The 20,676-nt window shown below is 75.3% G+C and carries 18 protein-coding genes; 12 read left to right on the top strand and 6 right to left on the bottom strand.

The annotated features are described in order from the left end of the window. Positions 1-1,087, bottom strand: a 1,087-nt coding sequence (locus SH587_RS14565; protein WP_320671359.1) for a carboxylate-amine ligase, incomplete at its 3' end; no start/stop codon positions are given. Positions 1,088-1,107: 20 nt separating this feature from the next. On the opposite strand from SH587_RS14565, the gene SH587_RS14560 reads away from it, so the two are divergent. From SH587_RS14560 to ku (SH587_RS14525), 8 genes are all read left to right on the top strand, one after another. Further along, positions 1,108-1,770 (top strand): HemK2/MTQ2 family protein methyltransferase, encoded by a 663-nt coding sequence (locus SH587_RS14560; RefSeq protein WP_320671358.1) that lies wholly within the window; start codon positions 1,108-1,110, stop codon positions 1,768-1,770. 21 nt (positions 1,771-1,791) lie between these two features. Continuing rightward, positions 1,792-3,357, top strand: a complete 1,566-nt coding sequence (locus SH587_RS14555) for an aminotransferase class I/II-fold pyridoxal phosphate-dependent enzyme (protein WP_320671357.1) — start codon at positions 1,792-1,794, stop codon at positions 3,355-3,357. Positions 3,358-3,366: 9 nt separating this feature from the next. After that, the gene (locus SH587_RS14550; protein ID WP_320671356.1) at positions 3,367-4,428 is read left to right on the top strand and encodes an NAD-dependent epimerase/dehydratase family protein; all 1,062 of its coding nucleotides are present in this window, start codon (positions 3,367-3,369) and stop codon (positions 4,426-4,428) included. Positions 4,429-4,535: 107 nt separating this feature from the next. Beyond that, positions 4,536-5,720 (top strand): zinc-dependent alcohol dehydrogenase, encoded by a 1,185-nt coding sequence (locus tag SH587_RS14545; protein ID WP_320671355.1) that lies wholly within the window; start codon positions 4,536-4,538, stop codon positions 5,718-5,720. Between the two features lie 7 nt (positions 5,721-5,727). After that, a complete protein-coding gene (locus tag SH587_RS14540; RefSeq protein WP_320671354.1) occupies positions 5,728-6,318 on the top strand; it encodes a cysteine hydrolase family protein in 591 nt (196 codons plus the stop codon). A 31-nt stretch (positions 6,319-6,349) separates the two neighbouring features. Further along, positions 6,350-8,923 (top strand): DNA ligase D, encoded by a 2,574-nt coding sequence (ligD, locus tag SH587_RS14535; protein ID WP_320671353.1) that lies wholly within the window; start codon positions 6,350-6,352, stop codon positions 8,921-8,923. Further along, entirely contained in the window at positions 8,923-9,813 is an 891-nt protein-coding gene (gene ku / locus SH587_RS14530; RefSeq protein WP_320671352.1) for a non-homologous end joining protein Ku, read from the top strand. The genes ligD and ku (SH587_RS14530) overlap by 1 nt, the downstream gene beginning before the upstream one ends. After that, positions 9,813-10,709, top strand: coding sequence for a non-homologous end joining protein Ku (ku, locus tag SH587_RS14525; RefSeq protein WP_320671351.1), 897 nt, complete (start codon positions 9,813-9,815; stop codon positions 10,707-10,709). Before ku (SH587_RS14530) ends, ku (SH587_RS14525) begins: the two co-directional genes overlap by 1 nt. On the opposite strand, the gene SH587_RS14520 is transcribed toward ku (SH587_RS14525), so the two are convergent. From SH587_RS14520 to SH587_RS14505, 4 genes are read right to left on the bottom strand one after another with little or no spacing between them, the layout of a single operon-like run. After that, entirely contained in the window at positions 10,706-10,990 is a 285-nt protein-coding gene (locus SH587_RS14520; RefSeq protein WP_320671350.1) for a hypothetical protein, read from the bottom strand. The genes ku (SH587_RS14525) and SH587_RS14520 overlap by 4 nt on opposite strands. 5 nt (positions 10,991-10,995) lie before the next feature. Then, entirely contained in the window at positions 10,996-11,385 is a 390-nt protein-coding gene (locus SH587_RS14515) for a PRC-barrel domain-containing protein (RefSeq protein WP_320671349.1), read from the bottom strand. A 25-nt stretch (positions 11,386-11,410) separates the two neighbouring features. Further along, entirely contained in the window at positions 11,411-12,631 is a 1,221-nt protein-coding gene (locus tag SH587_RS14510; protein ID WP_320671348.1) for an NRAMP family divalent metal transporter, read from the bottom strand. Then, positions 12,628-13,041: a hypothetical protein gene (locus tag SH587_RS14505; protein ID WP_320671347.1), complete on the bottom strand. Its 414-nt coding sequence runs from the start codon at positions 13,039-13,041 to the stop codon at positions 12,628-12,630. Before SH587_RS14505 ends, SH587_RS14510 begins: the two co-directional genes overlap by 4 nt. Positions 13,042-13,156: 115 nt before the next feature. Here SH587_RS14505 and SH587_RS14500 point away from each other — a divergent pair, with 115 nt between their 5' ends. The 3 genes from SH587_RS14500 (at position 13,157) to SH587_RS14490 (ending at position 14,962) form a co-directional block, all read left to right on the top strand. After that, on the top strand, positions 13,157-13,516 hold the full coding sequence (locus SH587_RS14500; protein ID WP_320671346.1) for a Rho termination factor N-terminal domain-containing protein: 360 nt from the start codon (positions 13,157-13,159) through the stop codon (positions 13,514-13,516). A gap of 146 nt (positions 13,517-13,662) precedes the next feature. Beyond that, the gene (locus tag SH587_RS14495; RefSeq protein WP_320671345.1) at positions 13,663-13,926 is read left to right on the top strand and encodes a hypothetical protein; all 264 of its coding nucleotides are present in this window, start codon (positions 13,663-13,665) and stop codon (positions 13,924-13,926) included. A 31-nt stretch (positions 13,927-13,957) separates the two neighbouring features. Then, complete coding sequence (locus tag SH587_RS14490; RefSeq protein ID WP_320671344.1) at positions 13,958-14,962, top strand: MBL fold metallo-hydrolase; 1,005 nt, start codon at positions 13,958-13,960, stop codon at positions 14,960-14,962. A 55-nt stretch (positions 14,963-15,017) separates the two neighbouring features. On the opposite strand, the gene cobN is transcribed toward SH587_RS14490, so the two are convergent. Continuing rightward, positions 15,018-19,082: a cobaltochelatase subunit CobN gene (gene cobN / locus SH587_RS14485; protein WP_320671343.1), complete on the bottom strand. Its 4,065-nt coding sequence runs from the start codon at positions 19,080-19,082 to the stop codon at positions 15,018-15,020. Positions 19,083-19,342: 260 nt separating this feature from the next. Between cobN and SH587_RS14480 the strand changes: the two genes are divergently transcribed. Then, positions 19,343-20,671, top strand: a complete 1,329-nt coding sequence (locus SH587_RS14480; protein WP_320671342.1) for a lysylphosphatidylglycerol synthase transmembrane domain-containing protein — start codon at positions 19,343-19,345, stop codon at positions 20,669-20,671. Positions 20,672-20,676: the final 5 nt, after the last annotated feature.

Here is a 20,676-nt window from a genome sequence, read left to right as displayed (position 1 = left end):
CCCGCTGCCGCGCGGCCCCGCCGCCGGCCTCCAGCAGCCCGGCGACCGCGGCCAGCGCGTCGCCGTCGCCGAGCGCCGCGGCGGTCGGCGCCAGCCGCTCGACCAGCTGCGCGAGCCGCGTGCGGGCGGTCGCGCGGCGGCCGTCGATCGGGTCGGCGAGGACCGCGTCGAGGCCGTCGCGGGCGGCCAGCCAGCGGTTCTCCTCGATCCGCCAGGTCGGGGCCACCGGCAGCCGCTCGCCGCCGTCGTGGCGGTCGGCCAGGTCGTGGACGAGCGCCCGCACCAGGGCCGCGATCGCGCGGGTCTCGGCGACGGTCGCCTGGGCGTCGCAGACCCGCACCTCGACGGTCCCGTGGAGCGGGTGCAGGCGCAGCTCCCACCACCAGCGGCGCGGGGTCGGCAGCCGGCCGGCGGCGGCGCCCCAGTCGAGCTGGTCGGCGTAGTCGCGCAGCGACCCGAGCGCCGGCGGCACGCCCTGCCGCGGCAGCAGGTCGCAGAGCCCCGGCCGGACCGACGCGCGGCCGCTGTCGCGACCGTCGTGGAAGGGGGCGTTGGCGGCCAGTGCGGCCAGCTCGGGCAGGTGCGAGCGGAGCGCGTCGTGGACGGCGACCGCCCGCGCGCCGCCGGTCACCGCGACGTGGACGTGGAGCCCGAAGACCAGCTGGCGGCGGGCCGCCGGCCGGTACTCGCGCTCCAGCTCGGCGTAGCGCTCACCGGGTGCTATCGCGCCCTCCGCCGCCGCGAACGGGTGGGCGCCGGCGCCGGCCAGGATCGCGCGACCGGCGGCCCGCGCGGCCAGCGCCCGCCGCGCCTCCAGCAGCTGCGCGGCGGCCGCGTCGACCGTCGCCGCCGGCGGCAGCACGATCTCCGCCTGGGCGGCGGGCAGCTCGCGCCGGAAGCGGTCGTCGAGGTCGGGCCCGCCGACCACCTCGTCGGCGCAGGGGCAGAGGTCGAGGGTCGCCGGATCGAGCAGCTGCAGCTCCTCCTCGAGCCCGACCAGCGGCGGTCCGGCGCGGGCGAAGGCGGCGGTCAGGGCGGCCAGGGTCGACCCGGGCGGCGGTGGTGAGGAAGGTGTGGCGGACGCCATCTCCGGGTACGTACCCGAAGATGCGCCTGCTCACGCTTCCCGGGGTCTTCCGCCCCCGCCCCGACTCCTGGCTGCTCGCCGACCTGGTGCGCGACCAGGCCCCCGCCGGCGGGCGGGTGCTCGACCTCTGCACCGGCAGCGGCGTGCTCGCCCTCAGCGCCGCCCGCGGCGGCGCCGCCGCGGTCACCGCCGTCGACTGCTCGCGGCGGGCGGTCTGGACCGCGCGCGTCAACGGGCTGCTGCGCGGGACGCCGGTCGAGGTCCGCCGCGGCGACCTCTTCGGCCCGGTCGCCGGCCGCCGCTTCGACCTGATCGTGACCAACCCGCCCTACCTGCCCAGCGTCGACGACGAGCTGCCGCGCCACGGGCCGGCGCGGGCCTGGGAGGGGGGACCGGACGGGCGCGTGCTCGTCGACCGGATCTGCGCCGACGTCGCCCGCCACCTGCGGCCCGGCGGACGGCTGCTGATGATCCACTCCGACGTCTGCGGGATCGAGGCCAGCTGCCGGGCGCTCGCCGCCGCCGGGCTCGAGGTCGACGTGCCGCTGCGGCAGGCCGGCCGCTTCGGGCCGCTGATGCGGGGGCGGATCGGCGCCCTCCGCCGCCGCGGCGCGCTCGCCGGCGAGGGCGACGACGAGCTGGTCGCCGTGATCCGCGCCCGCCGGCCGCCGACCCCGGCCTGACCCGCAATCCGAGGAGCCTCGATGCCGAACCCCGCCACCGACGACCGCCGCAGCACCCGCCTGCCGAGCCCGACCCGCGCCGACCAGCAACGGGTGCCGCTGGCCGACGCGATCGCCGCCTTCCACCGCCGCGGCCTGCTGTCGTTCAGCATCCCGGCCCACGCGACGGCGACCGAGCCGCTGCCCGAGGTCGCCCGCTGGGCGGGGACCGACGCGGTTCGCAGCGACGCGCCGCTGAGCCACGGCCTCGACACCCGCGATCGCGCCTGGCAGGTCCAGGCGACGGCCCAGGCGCTCTTCGCCGAGGCGGTCGGCGCCCAGCACACGCTCTTCTCGACCGCCGGCTCGTCGATGAGCGTGCGGGTGGCCCTGCTGGCCGTGGCCGCGCCCGATCACGAGGTGGTGATGGCCCGCAACGGCCACAAGTCGGCGTTCGCCGGGCTGGTCCTCTCCGGCGCCCGGCCGGTCTGGGTCGATCCCGACTACGACGAGGAGCTGGAGGTCGCGCTCGGCCCCTGCCCGCGCGACATCGCCGCAGCGCTCGACCGCCACCCGGACGCGGTCGCGGCGATGATCTTCACCCCCTCGTACTACGGGACCGCGGCCGACGTCTCGGCGATCGCCCGCGCCTGCCACGCCCGCGACCGGATCCTGATCACCGACGACGCGTGGGGGCTCGACTACGCGCTCAGCGGCCACCCGGAGCTGCCGCGCGGCGCGCTCGCCCAGGGCAGCGACCTGGCGATCGGCTCGGTCCACAAGACCCTGACCGGGCTGGCCCAGACGTCGGTGCTGTCGATCGGCTCGGACCGGATCGACCACGAGCGGCTGCAGCTCTGCTTCGAGCTGGAGGAGACGACCAGCGTCTCGGCGCTGCTGCTCTCGTCGATCGACGGCGCCCGGCGCCAGTTCGTGCGGGAGGGCCGGGAGCTGCTCGACCGGGCGGTCCGCAGCGCCCAGCTGCTGCGCGAGCGGCTGGCGGCCGAGGTCCCCGAGCTGCCGGTGGTGCCGGTCGAGCACCTGATCGGCCGGCCAGGCGTGGTCGACGTCGATCCGACCCACGTGATGATCGAGACCGGCGCCGTCGGCCTGACCGGGTTCGACGCCGACGACTGGCTGCGCGACGAACGGGCGATCGACGTCGAGCTGGCCGACCACCGGCGGATCATGCCGCTGATCACCTACGCCCACGGCGAGGAGCAGGTCGACCGGCTGGTGCGGGCGCTGCGCGACCTGGTCGACGAGCACGGCCACGGCGGCGGCACCGGCGTCGGCCCGCTGCCGACCCGTCGCGAGCTGCGGACCGAGCAGGCCCTGCGCCCCCGCGACGCCTTCTTCGCCGCCGCCACCACCGTGCCGGCGCGGCGGGCGGTCGGCCGGATCAGCGCCGAGTTGGTGACGCCCTATCCGCCGGGAATCCCGGTGCTGGCCCCGGGCGAGGTCGTGACCCGGCCGATCGTCGACTACCTGCAGGAGATCGTCGGCGCCGGCGGCTTCGTCGAGGGCGCGGTCGACCAGTCGCTGGCGCGGCTGCGGGTGGTCGACCGCTGGCCCGCCGCGCGTTTGCCGGCGCGGGCCGCCGGGTAGCCGCCGGCCATGCGGATCGCGATCACCGGCGGCACCGGCAACGTCGGCTCGGCCCTGCTCCGGGCCCTGATCCCGGAGGACGAGATCGACGAGATCGTCGTGCTCGCCCGGCGGGTGCCGACGATCGAGCTGGCGAAGGTCCGCTGGGTCGCCGCCGACGTCCGCGACAGCGACCTCCGCACGCTCCTGACCGGGGTCGAGCGGGTGGTCCACCTGGCCTGGCAGATCCAGCCCGCCCGCGACCGCGACGCGACCCACGCCGTCAACGTCGAGGGCACCCGGCGGGTGCTCGACGCGGCCGCCCACGCCGGCGTCCGGACCGTGGTCCACGCCTCCTCGGTCGGGGCCTACGCGCCCGGCCCGCCGCCGCCCGAGACGGTCGACGAGTCATGGCCGACGACCGGCGTCTCGACCTCGTTCTACGCCCGCGACAAGGCTGCCGCCGAGGCGCTGCTGCGGAGCTTCGCCGACGAGCACCCGCAGGTCCGCACGGCCTGCCTGCGGCCGGCGCCGATCGTCCAGCGGGCCGCCGCCGAGGAGCTGCGCCGCTACTTCTTCGGTCCGTTCTTCCCCAACCGGCTGGTCGGCGCCCGCCGGACGCCGATCGCCCCGGTCCCGCGCGGGCTCTGGTTCCAGGTGGTCCACGCCGACGACGTCGCCGACGCCTACCGGCGGGTGCTGCTCGACGACGAGGCCCACGGCCCCTACAACGTCGCCGCCGACCCGCCGATCGGTCCCCGGCGGCTGGCCCGCCACCTCGGCGGGCTGCCGCTGCCGCTGCCGGCGCGGGTCGTCCGCGCCGCCGCCGCGGTCAGCTGGCGGGCCCGGCTGCAGCCCTCCCCGCCGGGCTGGGTCGACCTGGCCTACCAGTCGCCGCTGATGGACACCGCCCGGCTCTGGCGGCTCGGCTGGTCGCCGCGCCACAGCGGTCCCGAGGCGCTCGACATCGCCCTCGCCGGCTTCCACGACGGCAGCGGCGGCGAGACCCCGCCGCTCGACGCCGACGCCGGTGGGCCGCTGCGCCTGGGCGAGCTGCGGACCGGGGTCGGGGCCGACGACGGCATCGGCTGAGCCGGCCCCGCGCATGCCATGGGCGCGCTGCGGGTAGACGGCGATCCAGGCCACCCGGGCGGTTCGCCCGTCCGGGTGGCGCCCCCTCGCGACCGGGAGATCCCCCGATGAAGGCCCTCACCTGGCACGGCAAGCGCGACGTCCGGATCGACACCGTTCCCGACCCGGGCATCGAGCAGCCGACCGACGCGGTGATCCGCGTCACCTCGTCCGGCATCTGCGGATCGGACCTGCACCTCTACGAGGTGATGGGGCCGTTCCTCAGCGAGGGCGACGTGCTCGGCCACGAGCCGATGGGGATCGTCGAGGAGGTCGGCAGCGACGTCCACCAGATCGCCGCCGGCGACCGGGTCGTGATCCCCTTCAACATCAGCTGCGGCCACTGCTGGATGTGCGACCACGGGCTCCAGTCGCAGTGCGAGACGACCCAGGTCCACGAGCAGGGGATGGGGGCCTCGCTGTTCGGCTACACCAAGCTCTACGGGCAGGTGCCCGGCGGCCAGGCCGAGTTCCTGCGGGTGCCGCAGGCCCACTACGGCCCGATCAAGGTCCCCGAGGGTCCGCCCGACGAGCGCTTCGTCTACCTGTCCGACGTGCTGCCGACGGCCTGGCAGGCGGTCGAGTACGCGGCGATCCCCGAGGGCGGCAGCGTGGCCGTCTTCGGGCTCGGGCCGATCGGCCAGATGGCGGCCCGGATCGCGCGCCACCGCGGCGCCGAGCGGGTCTTCGGGCTCGACCTGGTGCCGGAGCGGCTGGCGCTCGCCGCCCGCCACGGGATCGAGCCGATCGACGTCCGCGAGGTCGACGACCTGGCCGGCGAGTTGCGCGAGCGGACCGACGGCCGCGGTCCCGACAGCGTGATCGACGCGGTCGGGATGGAGGCCCACGGCGCCCCGCTCGGCAAGCTCGCCCACCAGCTGACCGGGCTGCTGCCCGACCCGCTCGCCGCGAAGGTGATGGAGAAGGCCGGCGTCGACCGCCTCAGCGTGCTGCACGCCGCCGGCGACGTCGTCCGCCGCGGCGGCACGATCTCGCTCAGCGGGGTCTACGGTGGCGCCGCCGACCCGCTGCCGATGCTGCAGCTGTTCGACAAGCAGGTGACGATCCGGATGGGCCAGGCGAACGTCAAGCGCTGGATCGACGACCTGCTGCCGCTGGTCGAGGGCGACGACGACCCGCTCGGGGTCGAGGACCTGGCCACCCACAAGCTGCCGCTGAGCGCGGGCCCCGACGCGTACCGGACCTTCCAGCGCAAGCAGGACGGGATGATCAAGACGCTGCTCCAGCCCTGAGGCCGCCATGCACGGACGGCCCGACGACGACCGCGAGCGGACGGCGCTGCTGGTCGTCGACATGATCAAGACCTACGACCACGACGACGGCGACGCGCTCCGCCACGCCGTCCGGCGGGCGCTGCCGGCGATCGGCGAGCTGCTCGACCTGGTCTGGGCCGCGCGCTCGACGGTGATCTACGTCAACGACGCCGCCGGCGACCCGGCCGCCGACCGCCACGCGCTGCTGGCTCGCGCGCTGGCCGGCCGCGACGCGGCGCTGGTCGAGCCGATCCGGCCGCCCGACGCGGTCCCGTTCGTCTTCAAGACCCGCCACTCGGCGTTCTTCCACACCACCCTCGAGCCGCTGCTGGCCGAGCGCGGGATCGGGCGCCTGATCGTCTGCGGCCAGGTCACCGAGCAGTGCATCCTCTACAGCGCGATCGACGCCTACGAGCGCGGCTACTCGCTGAGCGTGCCCGAGGACGCGGTCGCCGGGATCGACGACGGGCTGGCCGCCGCGGCGCTGCGGATGATGGCCGAGAACCTCGGCGCCGAGGTCGCCCCGGCGGCGGCCCTGCGGGTCGCGACCGAGTCGCCCGGCGCGGCCCGCCGATGAGTCCGGGGGCCGGCGACGGTCTTCCCTGGCGATGCATCACGAGCCGACGCCGGGCGGGCGGATCCGCCCAGCCGCCGCGCGACCCGCGGCGAAGGGGTACAAGCAGGGGCCGGACTCCGCGATGGCCGGCGACCTCGACAGCTACGAGCGCAAGCGCGACTTCGACGCCACGCCGGAGCCGCGCGGCCACGGCCGCAAGCGCTGGACCCCGGAGGGGGGCGGCGGGCGCTTCGTCGTCCACGAGCACCACGCCCGCCGGCTGCACTGGGACCTGCGGCTGGAGCGCGACGGGGTGCTGGCGTCGTGGGCGATCCCCAACGGGATCCCCCAGGACCCGGACCAGAACCGCAAGGCGGTCCACGTCGAGGACCACCCGCTGGAGTACCTGGAGTTCGCGGGCACGATCCCCGACGGCAACTACGGCGCCGGCGAGATCTCGATCTGGGACGCCGGCACCTACGAGCTGGAGAAGTGGCGCGACGACGAGGTGATGGTCGTCCTCCACGGCCAGCGGCTGCGGGGGCGCTACGTGCTGTTCCAGGCCGGCAAGGCCGCCAAGGACTGGCTGATCCACCGGATGGACCCGCCGCTCGACCCCGACGCGGTCGAGCCGCCCGAGCACGTCGCGCCGATGCTGGCCGTCACCGGGACGATGCCGCGCGACCCCGAGCGGTGGGCGTTCGAGGTCAAGTGGGACGGCCTGCGCGCGATCGCCCGCTCGCTGCCCGGACGGCTGCGGCTGGCCACCCGCGGCGACCGCGACATCACCTCCGCCTACCCCGAGCTGCGGGGCCTGAACGCGGCGCTCAGCTCGCACGACGCGATCCTCGACGGCGAGATCGTGGCCTTCGACGACGCCGGCCGCCCCAGCTTCCAGGCCCTCCAGCCGCGGATGGGGCTGCACGGCCAGAAGGTCGACCGGCGGACGATCGAGCGGCGCGCCGGCGGGGCCTCGGTCAGCTACCTGATCTTCGACCTGCTGTGGCTCGACGGCCACCCGCTGACCGACCGTCCCTACGCCGAGCGGCGGGCCGCGCTCGAGGCCCTCGACCTCGACGGCGACCACTGGCAGGTGCCGCCGTCGCACCCCGGCGAGGGCCCGGCGCTGCTGGCCGCGACCGCCGCCCAGGGGCTCGAGGGGGTGGTGGCCAAGCGGCTCGACGCGCCCTACCGCTCGGGCCGCAGCGACCGCTGGCGCAAGATCAAGAACCAGCAGCGGCAGGAGTTCGTGGTCGGCGGCTACACCCCCGGCACCGGCAACCGCGGGCTGACCTTCGGTGCGCTCCAGCTCGGCGTCCACGACGAGGACGGCGTGCTGCGCTACGCCGGCGCGGTGGGAACCGGCTTTCGCGAGCAGGATCTCACCGCCCTGATCGCGAACCTGCGGGAGATGGAGACGGCCACCTCTCCCTTCGGCGGGCGCGGACGGACCCCACCCCGGGGGACGCGCTTCGTGCGGCCCGAGCTGGTCGCCGAGGTCCGCTTCGCCGACTGGACGAGCGACGGCAGCATCCGCCACTCGTCGTTCCTGGGCCTGCGCCCCGACAAGGACCCGGCCGAGGTCGTCCGCGAGCTGCCGCTGGCGGACCCGCCGAACGAGGAGGAGGATCGACCCGTGCCCCCGCGCCGCCCCGCCGCATCCGCGCCGTCGCCGCTCGACCTGCCCGCCGAGGGCGGGACGACGATCACGGTCGAGGACCGCGAGCTGAAGCTGACCAACCTGCAGAAGGTGCTCTACCCGCAGACGGGCACCACCAAGGGGCAGGTGATCGACTACTACGCGCGGATCGCGCCGGTCCTGCTGCCGCACCTGCACGACCACCCGGTGACCCTGAAGCGCTACCCCGACGGCGTCGACGGCAAGGCGTTCTTCTCCAAGGACGCCGTCTCGCACCGACCCGACTGGGTGGCGACGACGCCGGTGCCGACCTCGCGCAAGCCGGAGCCGAACCAGTTCGTGCTGGTCCAGGATCTGCCGACGCTGGTCTGGACCGCGAACCTGGCCGCGCTCGAGCTGCACCCGTCGCTGTCGGTCGCCGCCCCGGACGAGCCGGGCGGGGTCAGCGGGCCCCGCTCGCTGGTCTTCGACCTCGACCCCGGCGCCCCGGCGACGATCGTCGAGTGCTGCCGGGTGGCGCTGGAGATCCGCGACCTCTTCGCCCAACTCGGGCTGGAGAGCTTCGCCAAGACCTCGGGCTCGAAGGGGATGCAGCTCTACGTCCCGCTCAACTCGGGCGCGACCTACGAGGAGACGAAGCCGCTGGCCCACGCCGTCGCGCGGCTGCTGGAGCAGCGGATGCCCGACCAGGTGCTGTCGAACATGAAGCGCGACCTGCGCCCGGGCAAGGTCTTCATCGACTGGAGCCAGAACAGCGAGACGAAGACCACCGTCTCCGTCTACGCGCTGCGGGCCCGCGACCGGCCGACCGTCTCGACCCCGGTCAGCTGGGACGAGGTCGCCGACGGCGCCGACGCCGACGCCGACGACGGGCCGCTCGTCTTCACCGCCGACGACGTGCTGGCGCGGGTCGCCGAGCGCGGGGACCTGTTCGCACCGCTGCTCACGCTGGAGCAGGAGCTGCCGGTGCTCGAGGGAGGGAACTGATGGCCGCCGCACGATCGATCTGGAACGGGACGCTGACCTTCGGGTCGGTGGCGATCCCGATCAAGCTCTTCAGCGCCACCGAGGCCCGCGGGCTGTCGTTCCGCGAGGTCCGCGAGAGCGACGGCGCCCGCATCCAGCACCGCCGGATCGGGGCCGAGAGCGGCGACGAGGTGCCGTTCAAGGAGATCGAGAAGGCCTACGACACCGGCCGCGGCGAGGTGATCCTGACCAAGGAGGAGATCGCCGCCGCCGACGGCCCGCGCCCGAAGCTGATCGAGATCGAGCACTTCGTGCGCGCCGAGGAGATCGACCCGGTCTTCTACGACAAGCCCTACCACCTGGGCGCCCGCGACGGCGGCGACCACGGCTACCGGGTGCTGCTGGCCGCGCTGGAGCGCAGCGAGCGGGTCGGGATCGGCCGCTTCGTGCTCCGCCAGCGCGAGCAGCTGGTGGCGCTGCGGCCGCTGCAGGGCGCGCTCGGACTGCAGACGATGCGGTTCGCCGACGAGCTGGTCGATACCGACGACCTGGAGCTGCCGTCGCTGCGCAAGAAGCCCGGCGACCGCGAGGTCCGGATGGCCACCAAGCTGGTCGCGATGCTGGCCGACGAGTGGGATCCGGCCGAGCACCGCGACACCTACCGCGAGGCGATCCTCGAGATGATCGAGCGCAAGCGGCAGGGCAAGAAGCCGAAGGCGGCCCCGCAGGCCGAGGAGGCCGGCGACGACCTGCTGGCCGCGCTCGAGGCCAGCCTCGACGCCGGCGGCGCCGGCCAGCGGCGGGCCGCGAAGACCGCCTCGGCCGACCGCAAGGCGTCGACCGCCCGCAAGCGGGCGGCGACCGAGAAGGCCAGCGGCCGCAAGAGCCCCGCGAGGAAGGCGAAGTCCTGATGCCCCGCCCGATGTGGACCGGCTCGCTGAGCTTCGGCCTGGTCAACGTTCCCGTCCAGCTGGTCAGCGCGACCCGCGACCGCGACGTCCGCTTCCACCAGGTGCGGGCCGGCAACGGCGAGCGGATCGAGATGCGGCGGGTGGTCGCCGACAGCGACGACGAGGTCGCCTGGGACGAGATGGCTCGCGGCTGGGAGACCGAGGACGGCGAGATCGTCGTCCTGACGGAGGAGGACTTCGCCGCCGCCGCGCCGGAGAAGACCCGCACGATCGACATCGACCTCTTCGTCGACCTCGACGAGATCGACCCGATCTTCTTCAACCACCCGTACTGGCTGCTGCCGGTCGGGGAGGGGGAGGGGCCGGCGCGCGCGTACCGGCTGCTGCGCGACGTGATGGCGAAGGCCGACCAGGTGGCGATCGGCCGGATCGTGATGCGGGCCAAGGAGCAGCTGGTCGCCGTCCGCGAGCAGCACGGCCTGCTGTCGCTGACCACGATGCGCTTCGCCGACGAGATCCGCGACCCCCAGGGCACCGGCGCGATCCCCGACGGCGAGGCCTCGGCGCCGACCGAGGAGGAGGTCGACGACGCGGTCGCGCTGATCGAGGAGATGACCGCCGAGTGGGATCCCGACCAGTACGAGGACCGCCACCGCGCGCGGCTGCTGGCGCTGGTCGACGAGAAGCGCAAGAGCGGCCAGGTCCGGATCCCCGAGCCGGAGCCCGAGCCCGAGCCGCAGCGGGCGTCGAAGGACCTGCTGGCCGCGCTCGAGGAGAGCCTGGCCAAGGCCCGCGGCGACAAGAAGGTGCCCGGCACCCGCTCGCCGGCCAAGCGCGGGGCGGTCGGCAGCACCGACAAGACGCCGCGCGGGCGGGCGAAGGCGAAGCGCGACTAGCCGTCGCCCCGCGCCCGGCGGTCGGCCCCGTCGGCGACCACCACCAGGCCCGGCCGGACTTCGACGACGTCGTCCCAGGCGACGACGTCGCGCAGGTGCAGCGGCTCCGGGCGGCGGGCGGCGCGGAAGCCCAGCCGCGCCCGCACGCCCGAGCGGCCGGTGACCAGCCCCTCGACGTGGAAGCGGTCGTCCTCGCGGCGGGCACGGACGTCGAGCACGTGGCCGAGCGGGTCGCCGGAACGGGTCTCGACGCGGGCTCCGAGCAGGTCGGTCAGGCGCATCGCGCTCACGCTCCCGGCAGCCGGCCGATCACCGGCGACAGCTCGAGGTCGCCGCCGGCCAGGCCCAGGTCCTCGGCCTGGCCGCGCAGCAGCACCCGGGTGGTGATCGACTCGACCTGCTCCCACGGCACCCGCAGCGCGTTGCCGCCCCAGACCAGCGGCCCGCGACGGCGCTCCAGCCAGCGGGCCACCCGCAGCGGCAGCCGCGCGCGGCGGACCGCGGGCCCGGTCAGGATCGCCGAGACCACCAGCGGCTCGCCCGGCTCGCCGGCCAGCTCCAGGTCGTCGACCTTGCCGCAGCGACGGCCGTCGACGTCGATCAGCTGGTCGTCGAGGATCCGGTAGGCCAGGTCGACCCGCTCCTCCGCCAGTCCGTGTCCGTGGTGCTCGATCATCGTGCCGCTCCTCGTCGCGCCTGCCTCAGCCGCCGCCGGCGTTGGTCGCCAGCAGCAGCGGGATCGCCGCGATCGCCAGCGTCACGATCACGACCATGTAGACCCAGCCGAGCGCCGTCGAGATCCGGCCGTTGGCGTGCTCGCCCATGAAGGTCCGGTCGCGGGCGATCAGCAGCACCGGCAGGTAGGTCAGCGGCAGCGCCACGACCGAGAAGATCACCGAGTACTCGGTCACGTCGACCGGGTCGACGCCGGTCATCACCAGCGCGAAGGCCGCGCCCAGGAACAGCAGCCAGGTGATCGTGAACCGCGGCGCCTCGCGCGGGCGCCGGTGCTTGCCCCACTCCCAGCCGAGGAACTGGGCCAGGTTGTAGGCCCCCGAGAGGCTGGCGTCGACCGCCGCGCCGCCGATCGCGGCCAGCATCCCCAGCAGCGCCACCAGCAGCCCGATCTCGCCGTAGGGCACCTGCGCGGCCAGCGCCACCGTCCCCAGCGAGCCCGGATCGACGCCGGCCGGCTGGAACAGCTCGGCGGCGACCACCATCAGCGCGCCGGCGATCACGCCGCCGACCGTGTAGCCGATCAGCACGTTGAGCCGGTTGATCCGCAGGTCCTTCGGCCCCCAGCCCTCCTCGACCGCGCCCGACGAGTAGAAGTAGACCTCGTACGGCATCAGCGCCGCCGCGATCACGCCGACCACGAAGTACCAGTAGAGCGTCGAGCTGGGCGCCTCGGGCACGAAGCCCTGCCCGAACGCCTGCCAGTCGGGACCGAGCTTCAGCGCCGCGGCGACGAACACGAACAGCAGCAGCCCGCCGTAGCCGAACAGCCGCTCGATCCCGCCGAACGGCAGCACCCAGACGATCACCGCCAGCGCCGCCGCGGCGACCAGCGCGAAGAGCGAGAAGGGCGCGTCGAAGAGCAGCTGCAGCACGATCGCCACGCCGCCGACCTCGGCCGTCACCGTCAGCAGGTTCACCACCTGCGAGGCGACCAGCGTCACCAGCCCGGCGCCGTAGCCGAGCCGCTCGCGGATCACGTCGAAGACCGGGCGCTTGGTGACCGCGGCGACGCGGCCGCACATCTCGGCGTAGACGCCGATCCCGAGCACGCCGATCGGCAGCACCCACAGCAGGTCGTAGCCGAAGATCGCGCCGGCCTGGACGTTGAAGACCAGGTCGCCGATGTCGACGAAGCCGCCGATCGCGGCGATGATCCCGAGCGCGATCTGGAGGACGGCCTTCATCGCTCCTCCACCAGCCGGGCGGCGTCGTCGGCGTAGCGGCCGAGCCGGCCGCGGACGTCGGCCGCCGCCGTCTCGGCGCCGGGCCGGGTCTGGAGGTCGCCGAGGGCGTCGGCGATCAGCCCGGCCAGCGCGACCGCCCGGTCGCGCCAGCCGTCGAGGCCGGCGTCGGGACGGGCGTCGGCCAGCTTCTCGGCCTCGTGCTGGGCCTGCTCGGCCAGGTCGCGCGCGTGGACCCGCGTGAAGGTCGCCTTGGTGCGGTCGCTGGCGGCGCCGTCGGCCAGCATCCGGCCCTCGACCGCCAGCGCCTCCAGCGACCCGATCCCCCGCTCCAGCTCGTCGTGGCTGAGCCCGCCGCAGCCGGCGAGCAGGCAGACGAGCAGCAGCGGGAGGGCTGACGCGGGGCGGGGCACGGTCGGCGAATACCCGTCCGGGGCGCTCGCGAAGCGTCGCCGGTGGCGGCCGTTTGGCGCTGGCGGTCGGCGGGTAGCGGGGTCCGGCACCGACCTGCCGAGGAGGAGGACCGAGATGCCGCCGCGTGGCGTGAAGCCGGGCACCAAGCGAGCCCGGCAGTACGAGAAGGTCAAGCAGTCCGAGAAGCGCCAGGGCGCCAGCGAGGACCGGGCGGAGGAGATCGCCGCCCGCGTCGTCAACAAGGAGCGCGCTCGCCACGGCGAGTCGAAGACCGCGTCGCGGACCTCGACCCGGGACAAGAGCTCGGGCCAGCGCGGCGGCGAGCGCTCGGGCACCAACCGGCCGAAGGGCCGGACGAAGGCGCAGCTCTACGAGGAGGCGAAGGACCTCGGGATCGAGGGCCGCTCCTCGATGGACAAGCAGCAGCTGCTGCACGCCGTCAACGGCAAGAAGGGAGCCCGCGCCCGCTCCTGATCCAGCCGGACGGAGTACGCGCCGCGACCCGTCCCGACCCGCAAAACGATCCATCCCTGCGAGGGCGTCAGGAGGAGTACGGTCGAGCCGTTCGGCACGTCGCCTCCGTGCCGATCCGGCCGTCCTCCGACCCTGGTTGCACCCCCATGCTCGACGACGCCTTCTGCCCCCACTGTCACCACCTGCTGCTGCGCGCCGCGCCGCACCCCTATCCGCCCCGCCCGCTCCGCTGCCCCTCCTGCCACCTGCTCGTCGGTCCCGGTCGCGCCCAGGACGCCGGCGGCAAGGCCCGCCGACTCGGCCAGACCTCGAACCTGCGCGTCGACGCCGTCCTCGACGTCCTCCACGACATGCAGCTCGGGACCCGCTACGGCGACGAGATGGGCGTCGGCAGCGGCTACGACATCTGACCCGCCGGCCCGCGCTGCGATCATCCCGGCGGTGAGCACCGCCGCCGAGCCCGCCGTCGTCGAGGAGGTGGCGCCGTCGGTCGTCCGGATCGCGATGCCGGTCCCGGGGCTGGCCGACGGGGTCAACGTCCACCTGATCCGCGGCGACGGCCCGCTGACGCTGGTCGACGCCGCGACGCCGATGCCCGGCTCGCTGGAGGCGCTGACCGCCGCCCTCGACCAGGTCGGCGTGCGGCTGGAGCAGGTCGAGCAGCTGCTGCTGACCCACCACCACTTCGACCACGTCGGGCTGGCGAGCCAGATCGCCGCCCACTCGGGCGCGCGGATCGTGGCGCTGCCCGCGGTCGGCGAGGTGATCGCCGATCCGGCCGGCCACTTCGGCCGCGAGCTGGCGTGGGGCGAGCGCCACGTCGTCCGCCACGCCACCCCCGACGAGCTGCTCGACGGCAGCCGCCGGGCGCTGCGGTTCATGGGCGGGCTGCCGGGGGTCGCGCTCGACCGGCCGCTGGCCGACGGCGACGAGCTGGCCGCCGGCGACCTGCGGCTGACCGCCCACGAGCGGCCCGGCCACAGCCCGACCGACGTGGTGCTGGTCGACCAGGCCGCCGGGGTCGCGTTCGTCGGCGACCACCTCTTCCACAACGCGCCGCTGGCGCCGGTGCTCGGTGCGCTCTTCCCGCCGGGGATGCGCCCGGCGGCGGTCTACCTGGAGGGGCTGGAGCGGACGGCGGCGCTCGACGGCGTGCGGCTGCTGCCCGGCCACGGCCCGCCGCTCGACGACCCGGCGGCCGCGGTCGGCGAGCGGCGCGCGTCGCTCGAACGGCGGATCGACCGGACCGCCGCCGGCCTCGGCGACGAGCCGACGACCACCTGGGGGCTGGGCGAGCGGGTCTGGCGCAGCCCCTCGCGCGGACGGCTGGCGCTGGCGCGGCTGTCGCTGCTGCTCGGCGCGCTCGAGCTGCTGGAGACCCGCGGCCTCGCCGAGCGGATCGACGGCGACGGCGACGAGCCGGTCCGCTGGCGCCGCGCCGCCTAGCCTCGGCCCCGGCCGCGCGCCGTTTGCTCCCGCCGGGGTCCCAAACGGCGCGCGCTCAGGCCTGGCCGGCCTCCTCGACCTCGCCCTCGACCTCCAGCAGCACGTCGCGCAGCTGCTCCAGCCGCTGCTCGTCGGGGGACTCCCAGAGCCCGCGGTCGGCGGCCTCCAGCAGCCGCTCGGCGATCTGCCGCAGCGCCCACGGCGACGACTTGGTCAGGAACGCGTGGACGTCGGGGTCGCCGACGTAGCGGTCGGTGACCTTCTCGTACATCCAGTCCTCGACCACGCCGGCGGTCGCGTCGTAGCCGAACAGGTAGTCGACGGTGACCGACAGCTCCATCGCGCCCTTGTAGCCGTGGCGGATCATGCCGGCCACCCAGCGCGGGTTCAGTACGCGGGAGCGGACCACGCGGCGGGCCTCCTCGGCCAGCGTCCGGGTCTCGACGGTGGTCGGATCGGCGCTGTCGCCGAACCACGCCTTCGGCTCCTCGCCGGTGATCGCCTGGACCATCGCGACCATCCCGCCGTGGTACTGGAAGTACCCGTCGGAGTCGAAGATGTCGTGCTCGCGGGTGTCGAGGTTCTTGACCGCGACCTCGATCCGGCCGAACTGCTCGCGCATCGACGCGTGGGCCTCGGCGCCGTCCAGGCCGCGCCCGTAGGCGTAGCCGCCCCACGCCTCGTAGACCGCGGCCAGGTCGGAGCGGTCGTGCCAGCTGCGGCTGTCGACCAGCTCCAGCAGGCCGGCGCCGTAGGTGCCCGGCTTCGAGCCGAAGACCCGCGTGGTGGCTCGGCGGCGGGCGCGGGCGGTCAGGTCGCCACCGCCGTCGCCGCCGGTCGCCTGCTCGGCCAGCAGCTCGCTCAGCAGCCGCTCCTCGTCCTCCCGCACGTGCTTGCGGATCGGGTTCTGGTCCTCGGGCTCGTCGGCGGCGGCGACCAGCGCGACCGCGTCGTCGATCAGCGTGATCAGGCCCGGGAAGGCGTCGCGGAAGAAGCCGCTGATCCGGACCGTGACGTCGACCCGCGGCCGGCCCAGCTCGGCCAGCGGGATCAGCCGCAGGTCGCTCACGCGGCGGGTCTCCGGGTGCCACCGCGGCTCGACGCCGAGCAGGGCGAAGATCTCCGCCACGTCGTCGCCGTGGGTCCGCATGTTGGCCGTGCCCCAGACCACGATCCCGATCTGCTCGGGCGCGCGGCCCTCCTCTTCGACGTGGCGGCGGACCAGGTCGTCGGCCAGCCGGCGGCCGGTCTCCCACGACAGCTGCGAGGGCAGCGCCTTCGGGTCGACCCCGTAGAAGTTGCGCCCGGTCGGCAGCACGTCGAGCCGGCCGCGGGTGGGCGATCCGGACGGTCCCGACGGGACGTAGCGGCCGGAGAGCGCGCCGACCACGTGGTCCAGCTCCTCGGCGCAGCGGCGGATCCGCGGCACGACCTCGCCGGCGGCGTGGCGCAGCGTCCGCTCGACGTCGTGGTGGGCGCGGCCGAGGATCTCGGTCGTGATCGCCAGCGCGGCGCCGGTGTCGGTCGGCCAGCCGGCGTCGCCGAGCGCGTCGACCAGCGCCCGCTGGGCGGCGTCGAGCCGATCGATCACGTCGCCGGCGGTCGCGGCCGGCCCGGGGAAGCGCTCGACCAGCGCCGCCAGGTCGGTGCCCGCGCCGTTTGGTACCTCGGCGGTCGCGAACGACGCGCCCTCGGAGAGGCGGGCGCCGCCGGCGGCCAGCAGCGCCGGCTCGTCGAGGCCGAAGGCGCGGCCGACCGCCACCCGCAGCCCCGGCAGGTCGCCGGATCCGAGCCGCAGGATCGCCACCGCCAGCCCCCGCAGCTGCTCCTCGTCGGGCGCGCGGCCGAGCACGTGCAGCCCGTCGCGGACCTGCAGGTCCTTGATCGAGCAGAGGTAGGTGTCGATGTCGGAGACCAGGTGGTCGAGGTGCTCCAGGGCTTCGTCTTCACCGTGCTCGAAGCCGAGGTCGTGCTGCAGGTCGGCGGCCTCGACGACCTCCCAGATCCGCCGCGCCAGGCCCGGCAGCTTCTCGGGATCGAGCGCCTCGACCCGCACGTACTCGTCGAGCAGGTGCTCCAGCTCCTGCAGCTCGTCGTAGGTCTCGGCCCGCATCATCGGCGGCACCAGGTGGTCGACGATCGTCGCGTGGACCCGGCGCTTGGACTGCACGCCCTCGCCGGGGTCGTTGACCACGAACGGGTAGACCAGCGGCAGCGAGCCGAGGATCGCGTCCGGGTGGCAGTCGCCGGAGAGCCCGATCGACTTGCCGGGCAGCCACTCCAGGGTCCCGTGCTTGCCCAGGTGGACGAGCGCGTGGGCGCCCCAGACCGCCTCCAGCCAGCGGTAGACGGCGAAGTAGTGGTGCGGGGCCGCGCGCGAGGCGTCGTGGGAGAGCGCGGCGGCGTCCTCCTCGCTGGTCGCCCGCGGCGGCTGGATCGCCACGAAGACGTCGCCCAGCTCGAGCCCGGCGACGACCATGTCGCCCTCGTAGGTGTACTGCGGCTCGATGCCGGCGCGGCCACCGGCGACCCACTGGCCGTCGACGTACCCGGGCCCGTGGTCGCGCTCGACGATCGCCCGCAGGCCCTCGGGCAGGGTCGCGAACCAGGCCGCGTAGTCGGCGCCCGGCAGCCGGTAGGGGTTGGCCGCCAGCTGGTCGTCGGTCAGCAGCTCGGGGTCGTGGCCGCCGCGCTGGATCAGGGCGTGGATCAGCGCCTCGCCGGCCTCGGTCGCCTCGGCCGGGGTGACCTCTTCGGCGGCGAGCGCGGCCGCCAGCGCCGGCACGGCGCTCGCGTCGACCCGCTGGCCGTCGGCGATCAGCGCCCGCAGCAGCAGCACCGCCGAGGCGGGCGTGTCGAGCCCGACCGCGTTGCCGATCCGCGAGTGCTTGGTCGGCGAGCTGGAGAGCGCGATCGCGATCCGCCGCCGCGTTGCCGGCAGCCGCCGCAGCCGGCCGTGGCGGACGGCCAGCCCGGCCACCCGCGCCGCCCGCTCGGGGTCGGCGACGTAGCGCATCACCGGGATCGCGCCGTCGGCGGTCGTCTCCCGCTCCTTGAACGAGACCACGCCGCCGAGCACCCGGCCGTCGAACTCGGGGATCGCCACCTGCATCGCCACGTCGAGCGGGGTCAGGCCGGCGTCGGACGCCCGCCAGCGCTCGCGCGGCTGGGTGGCGGCGGCGGCCTGGATCACCGGCACGCCCAGCTCCTCCAGCTGGGCGACGTCCCAGGTCTGCCAGGCGTCGTTGTGGCCGTCGACGTGCTCGTCGCCGACGCCGTCGCCGGCCGTCGAGCCGCCCGAGGCCAGGACCGTCGTCAGCAGCGCGTCGACCCGCGCCGGGCGGGCGGGATCGCGGTCATCGGTCAGCAGGTCGAGGGCCGCGATCCGGCCATCGGTACCGGCCCGCAGCGAGGCGCACCAGACGGGCAGCGGCACGCCGCCCTGGGCGATCACCGCGTCGGCCAGGGTGGCGACGAAGCCGGTGTTCCCCGAGGTGCGGTGGGAGCGGTAGAAGACGATCGCGACCAGCGGGCGGTCGCCAACCGGGTCGGCGCGACGGTGGTCGGCGGCGGCCAGCGGCGCGCCCTCGGGCAGCGCGGCGGCGGCCCGCTCGCGGGCGGCGGCCAGCGCCTCGTCGACGCCGACGTCGCCCCGCTCGGGATCCCAGGCGCTCAGCTCGGGCAGCGCCCGCGGCGGCTCGAAGCCGTCGCCGCGGACCAGCAGCGTGTCGCCGAGGAACCGCAGCAGCTGGGCGCTGTTGTCGACGCCGCCGTGGCGCAGGTACTCGTGGGCCTCGGCGACGACCGCCGGGGCGACGGTCGAGCGGCCGGCCAGCTCGGCGTCCGGCTCGGCCTCGCCGCCGAGCGCGACCAGCGCGATCCCGTCGCGGACGCAGCGGGCGTGGAGCAGGTCGAAGCCCTGCTCCCAGGCGCGGCGGCCGCCGAGCAGCCGGACCACCACCACCCGCGCGTCGTCGGCCAGCTCGTCGACCAGCGCGGCGGCGTCGCCGTGGGCGCTGGGGTTGGCGCAGCGGAGCGACGGGAAGTCGTCCGGCAGCTGGTCGAGGGCCGCGGCGGCGGCGAGGATCTCGGTGTCGGCGGTGGTGATGAAGCGGAGCACCGCGGGCCTCCTACGGGATGACGCGTCCGGGATGGGTGGGGGCAAGCGGCGGACGAGTGCTCGGACTTCCGGTGCCCGTGGGCCCGGTCACCGTGGCGCGACCGTCGCGGACTCCCACCGCGTTCCCTCGCGCCGCCGCGTGGGCGAGGGACGATACTGGGCCTCCTCCGCCGGCCTCGGGGCGGTGTCGCGGCGACGGTCGCCGGTACCCGATCGTCCGGTGCCGGGCGCCGGTCCGTCGCCCGTGCGAGGATGCGGGAGTGCAGCGGCGGCGGCACACCTCCCCCGATCCCGAGGAGAGCGGGGACCCCTCGGTGTCGGAGGGTCCCGGTCCCTCGTCCGCGCCCGGCGACGCCGAGCGCGCAGCGCCGTCCCCGACGGCGCCGTCCGACGCTGCCGACGACGGCGCGCCGGCGGCTGGCCCAGCCACCTCCCTGACCGACGTCGTCGAGGCCGAGGAGGCCGAGGCGGAGGCGAGTCCGCGGATCGACCTCCGCTCGGGGCTGAAGCACATCGGGATCGGGATCGTGGCGCTGGTGGCGCTGCTGATCGCGGTCCGGCTGCTGGCCCCGCACGTCAGCTGGCTCGGCGACACCTGGGAGAAGGTCCGCAAGGGCGACCCGGTCTGGCTGATCGCCGGCGTCGCGCTGGAGATCGTCTCCTTCGCCGGCTACGTCTCGGTCTTCGGCGCCACCACCCGCTGGTCGGGGCTGAAGCTGCCGCGCGTGACGAGCTGGCGGATCACGCTCGCCGGCGTCGCCGCCACCCGGCTGCTGGCCACCGCCGGCGCCGGCGGGATCGCGGCGACGGCCTTCGCGCTCCGCCGCCACGGGCTCGACGCGCGGACGGCGGCGGCGACGGTCGCGGCCCAGATCGCGATCGTCTACGTCTGGTTCCTGCTGCTGATCTTCCTGACCGGCATGACGCTGTTCGCCTTCGGTCACGCTCACGCCGCGATCACGATCATCCCGGCGGGGATCTCCGGGGCGGTGCTGCTGGTGGCGGTCGCCGGGCGGCCGGGGCTGCGGTCGCTGGCCCGCCGGACGGCCAACCGCGAGGGCCGCGTGGCCGAGGCGCTGGCGGCGATCCCGGGCACGCTCGACGACGCGGTCCGCAGCGTGGTGACGCTGGTCCGCGAGCGCGACCCGGCGGTGATCGGCGGCGCCCTCTGGTGGCTGGCCGACGCCGGCGTGCTGTGGGTCGCCTGCCACGCCTTCGGGGCCTCGCCGAACATGCTCGACGTGCTGATGGCCTACCTGCTGGGCCAGGTGGCCAACCTGCTGCCGATCCCCGGCGGGCTCGGCGTCGAGGCCGGCCTGCTGGGAATGCTGGTCGCCTTCGACGTGCCCTCGGGGATCGCGCTGCTGGCCAGCCTGACCCAGCGGCTGATCTCGACCTGGCTGCCGGCGCTGCCCGGCGCGCTGGCGCTGGCGGCGATCGGCCACGCCTCGCCGGGAGCGGAGATCGTCGAGACCGAGGGCCGACCACCACCCGGCCGCCGGACCGCCGACGGGGCGCCGGAGGCGGACGGCGGCGACGACGATCCGACCGGCGAGCCGGCCGCGGCCGACCGTCTTCCTACGCGCTAGTAGCT

This window comes from Patulibacter defluvii, from assembly GCF_034096925.1.
Taxonomy (GTDB): domain Bacteria; phylum Actinomycetota; class Thermoleophilia; order Solirubrobacterales; family Solirubrobacteraceae; genus Patulibacter; species Patulibacter defluvii.
The sequence above is the reverse complement of the archived record's forward strand: the minus strand, read 5'-3'. Positions and strand labels throughout refer to the sequence as shown.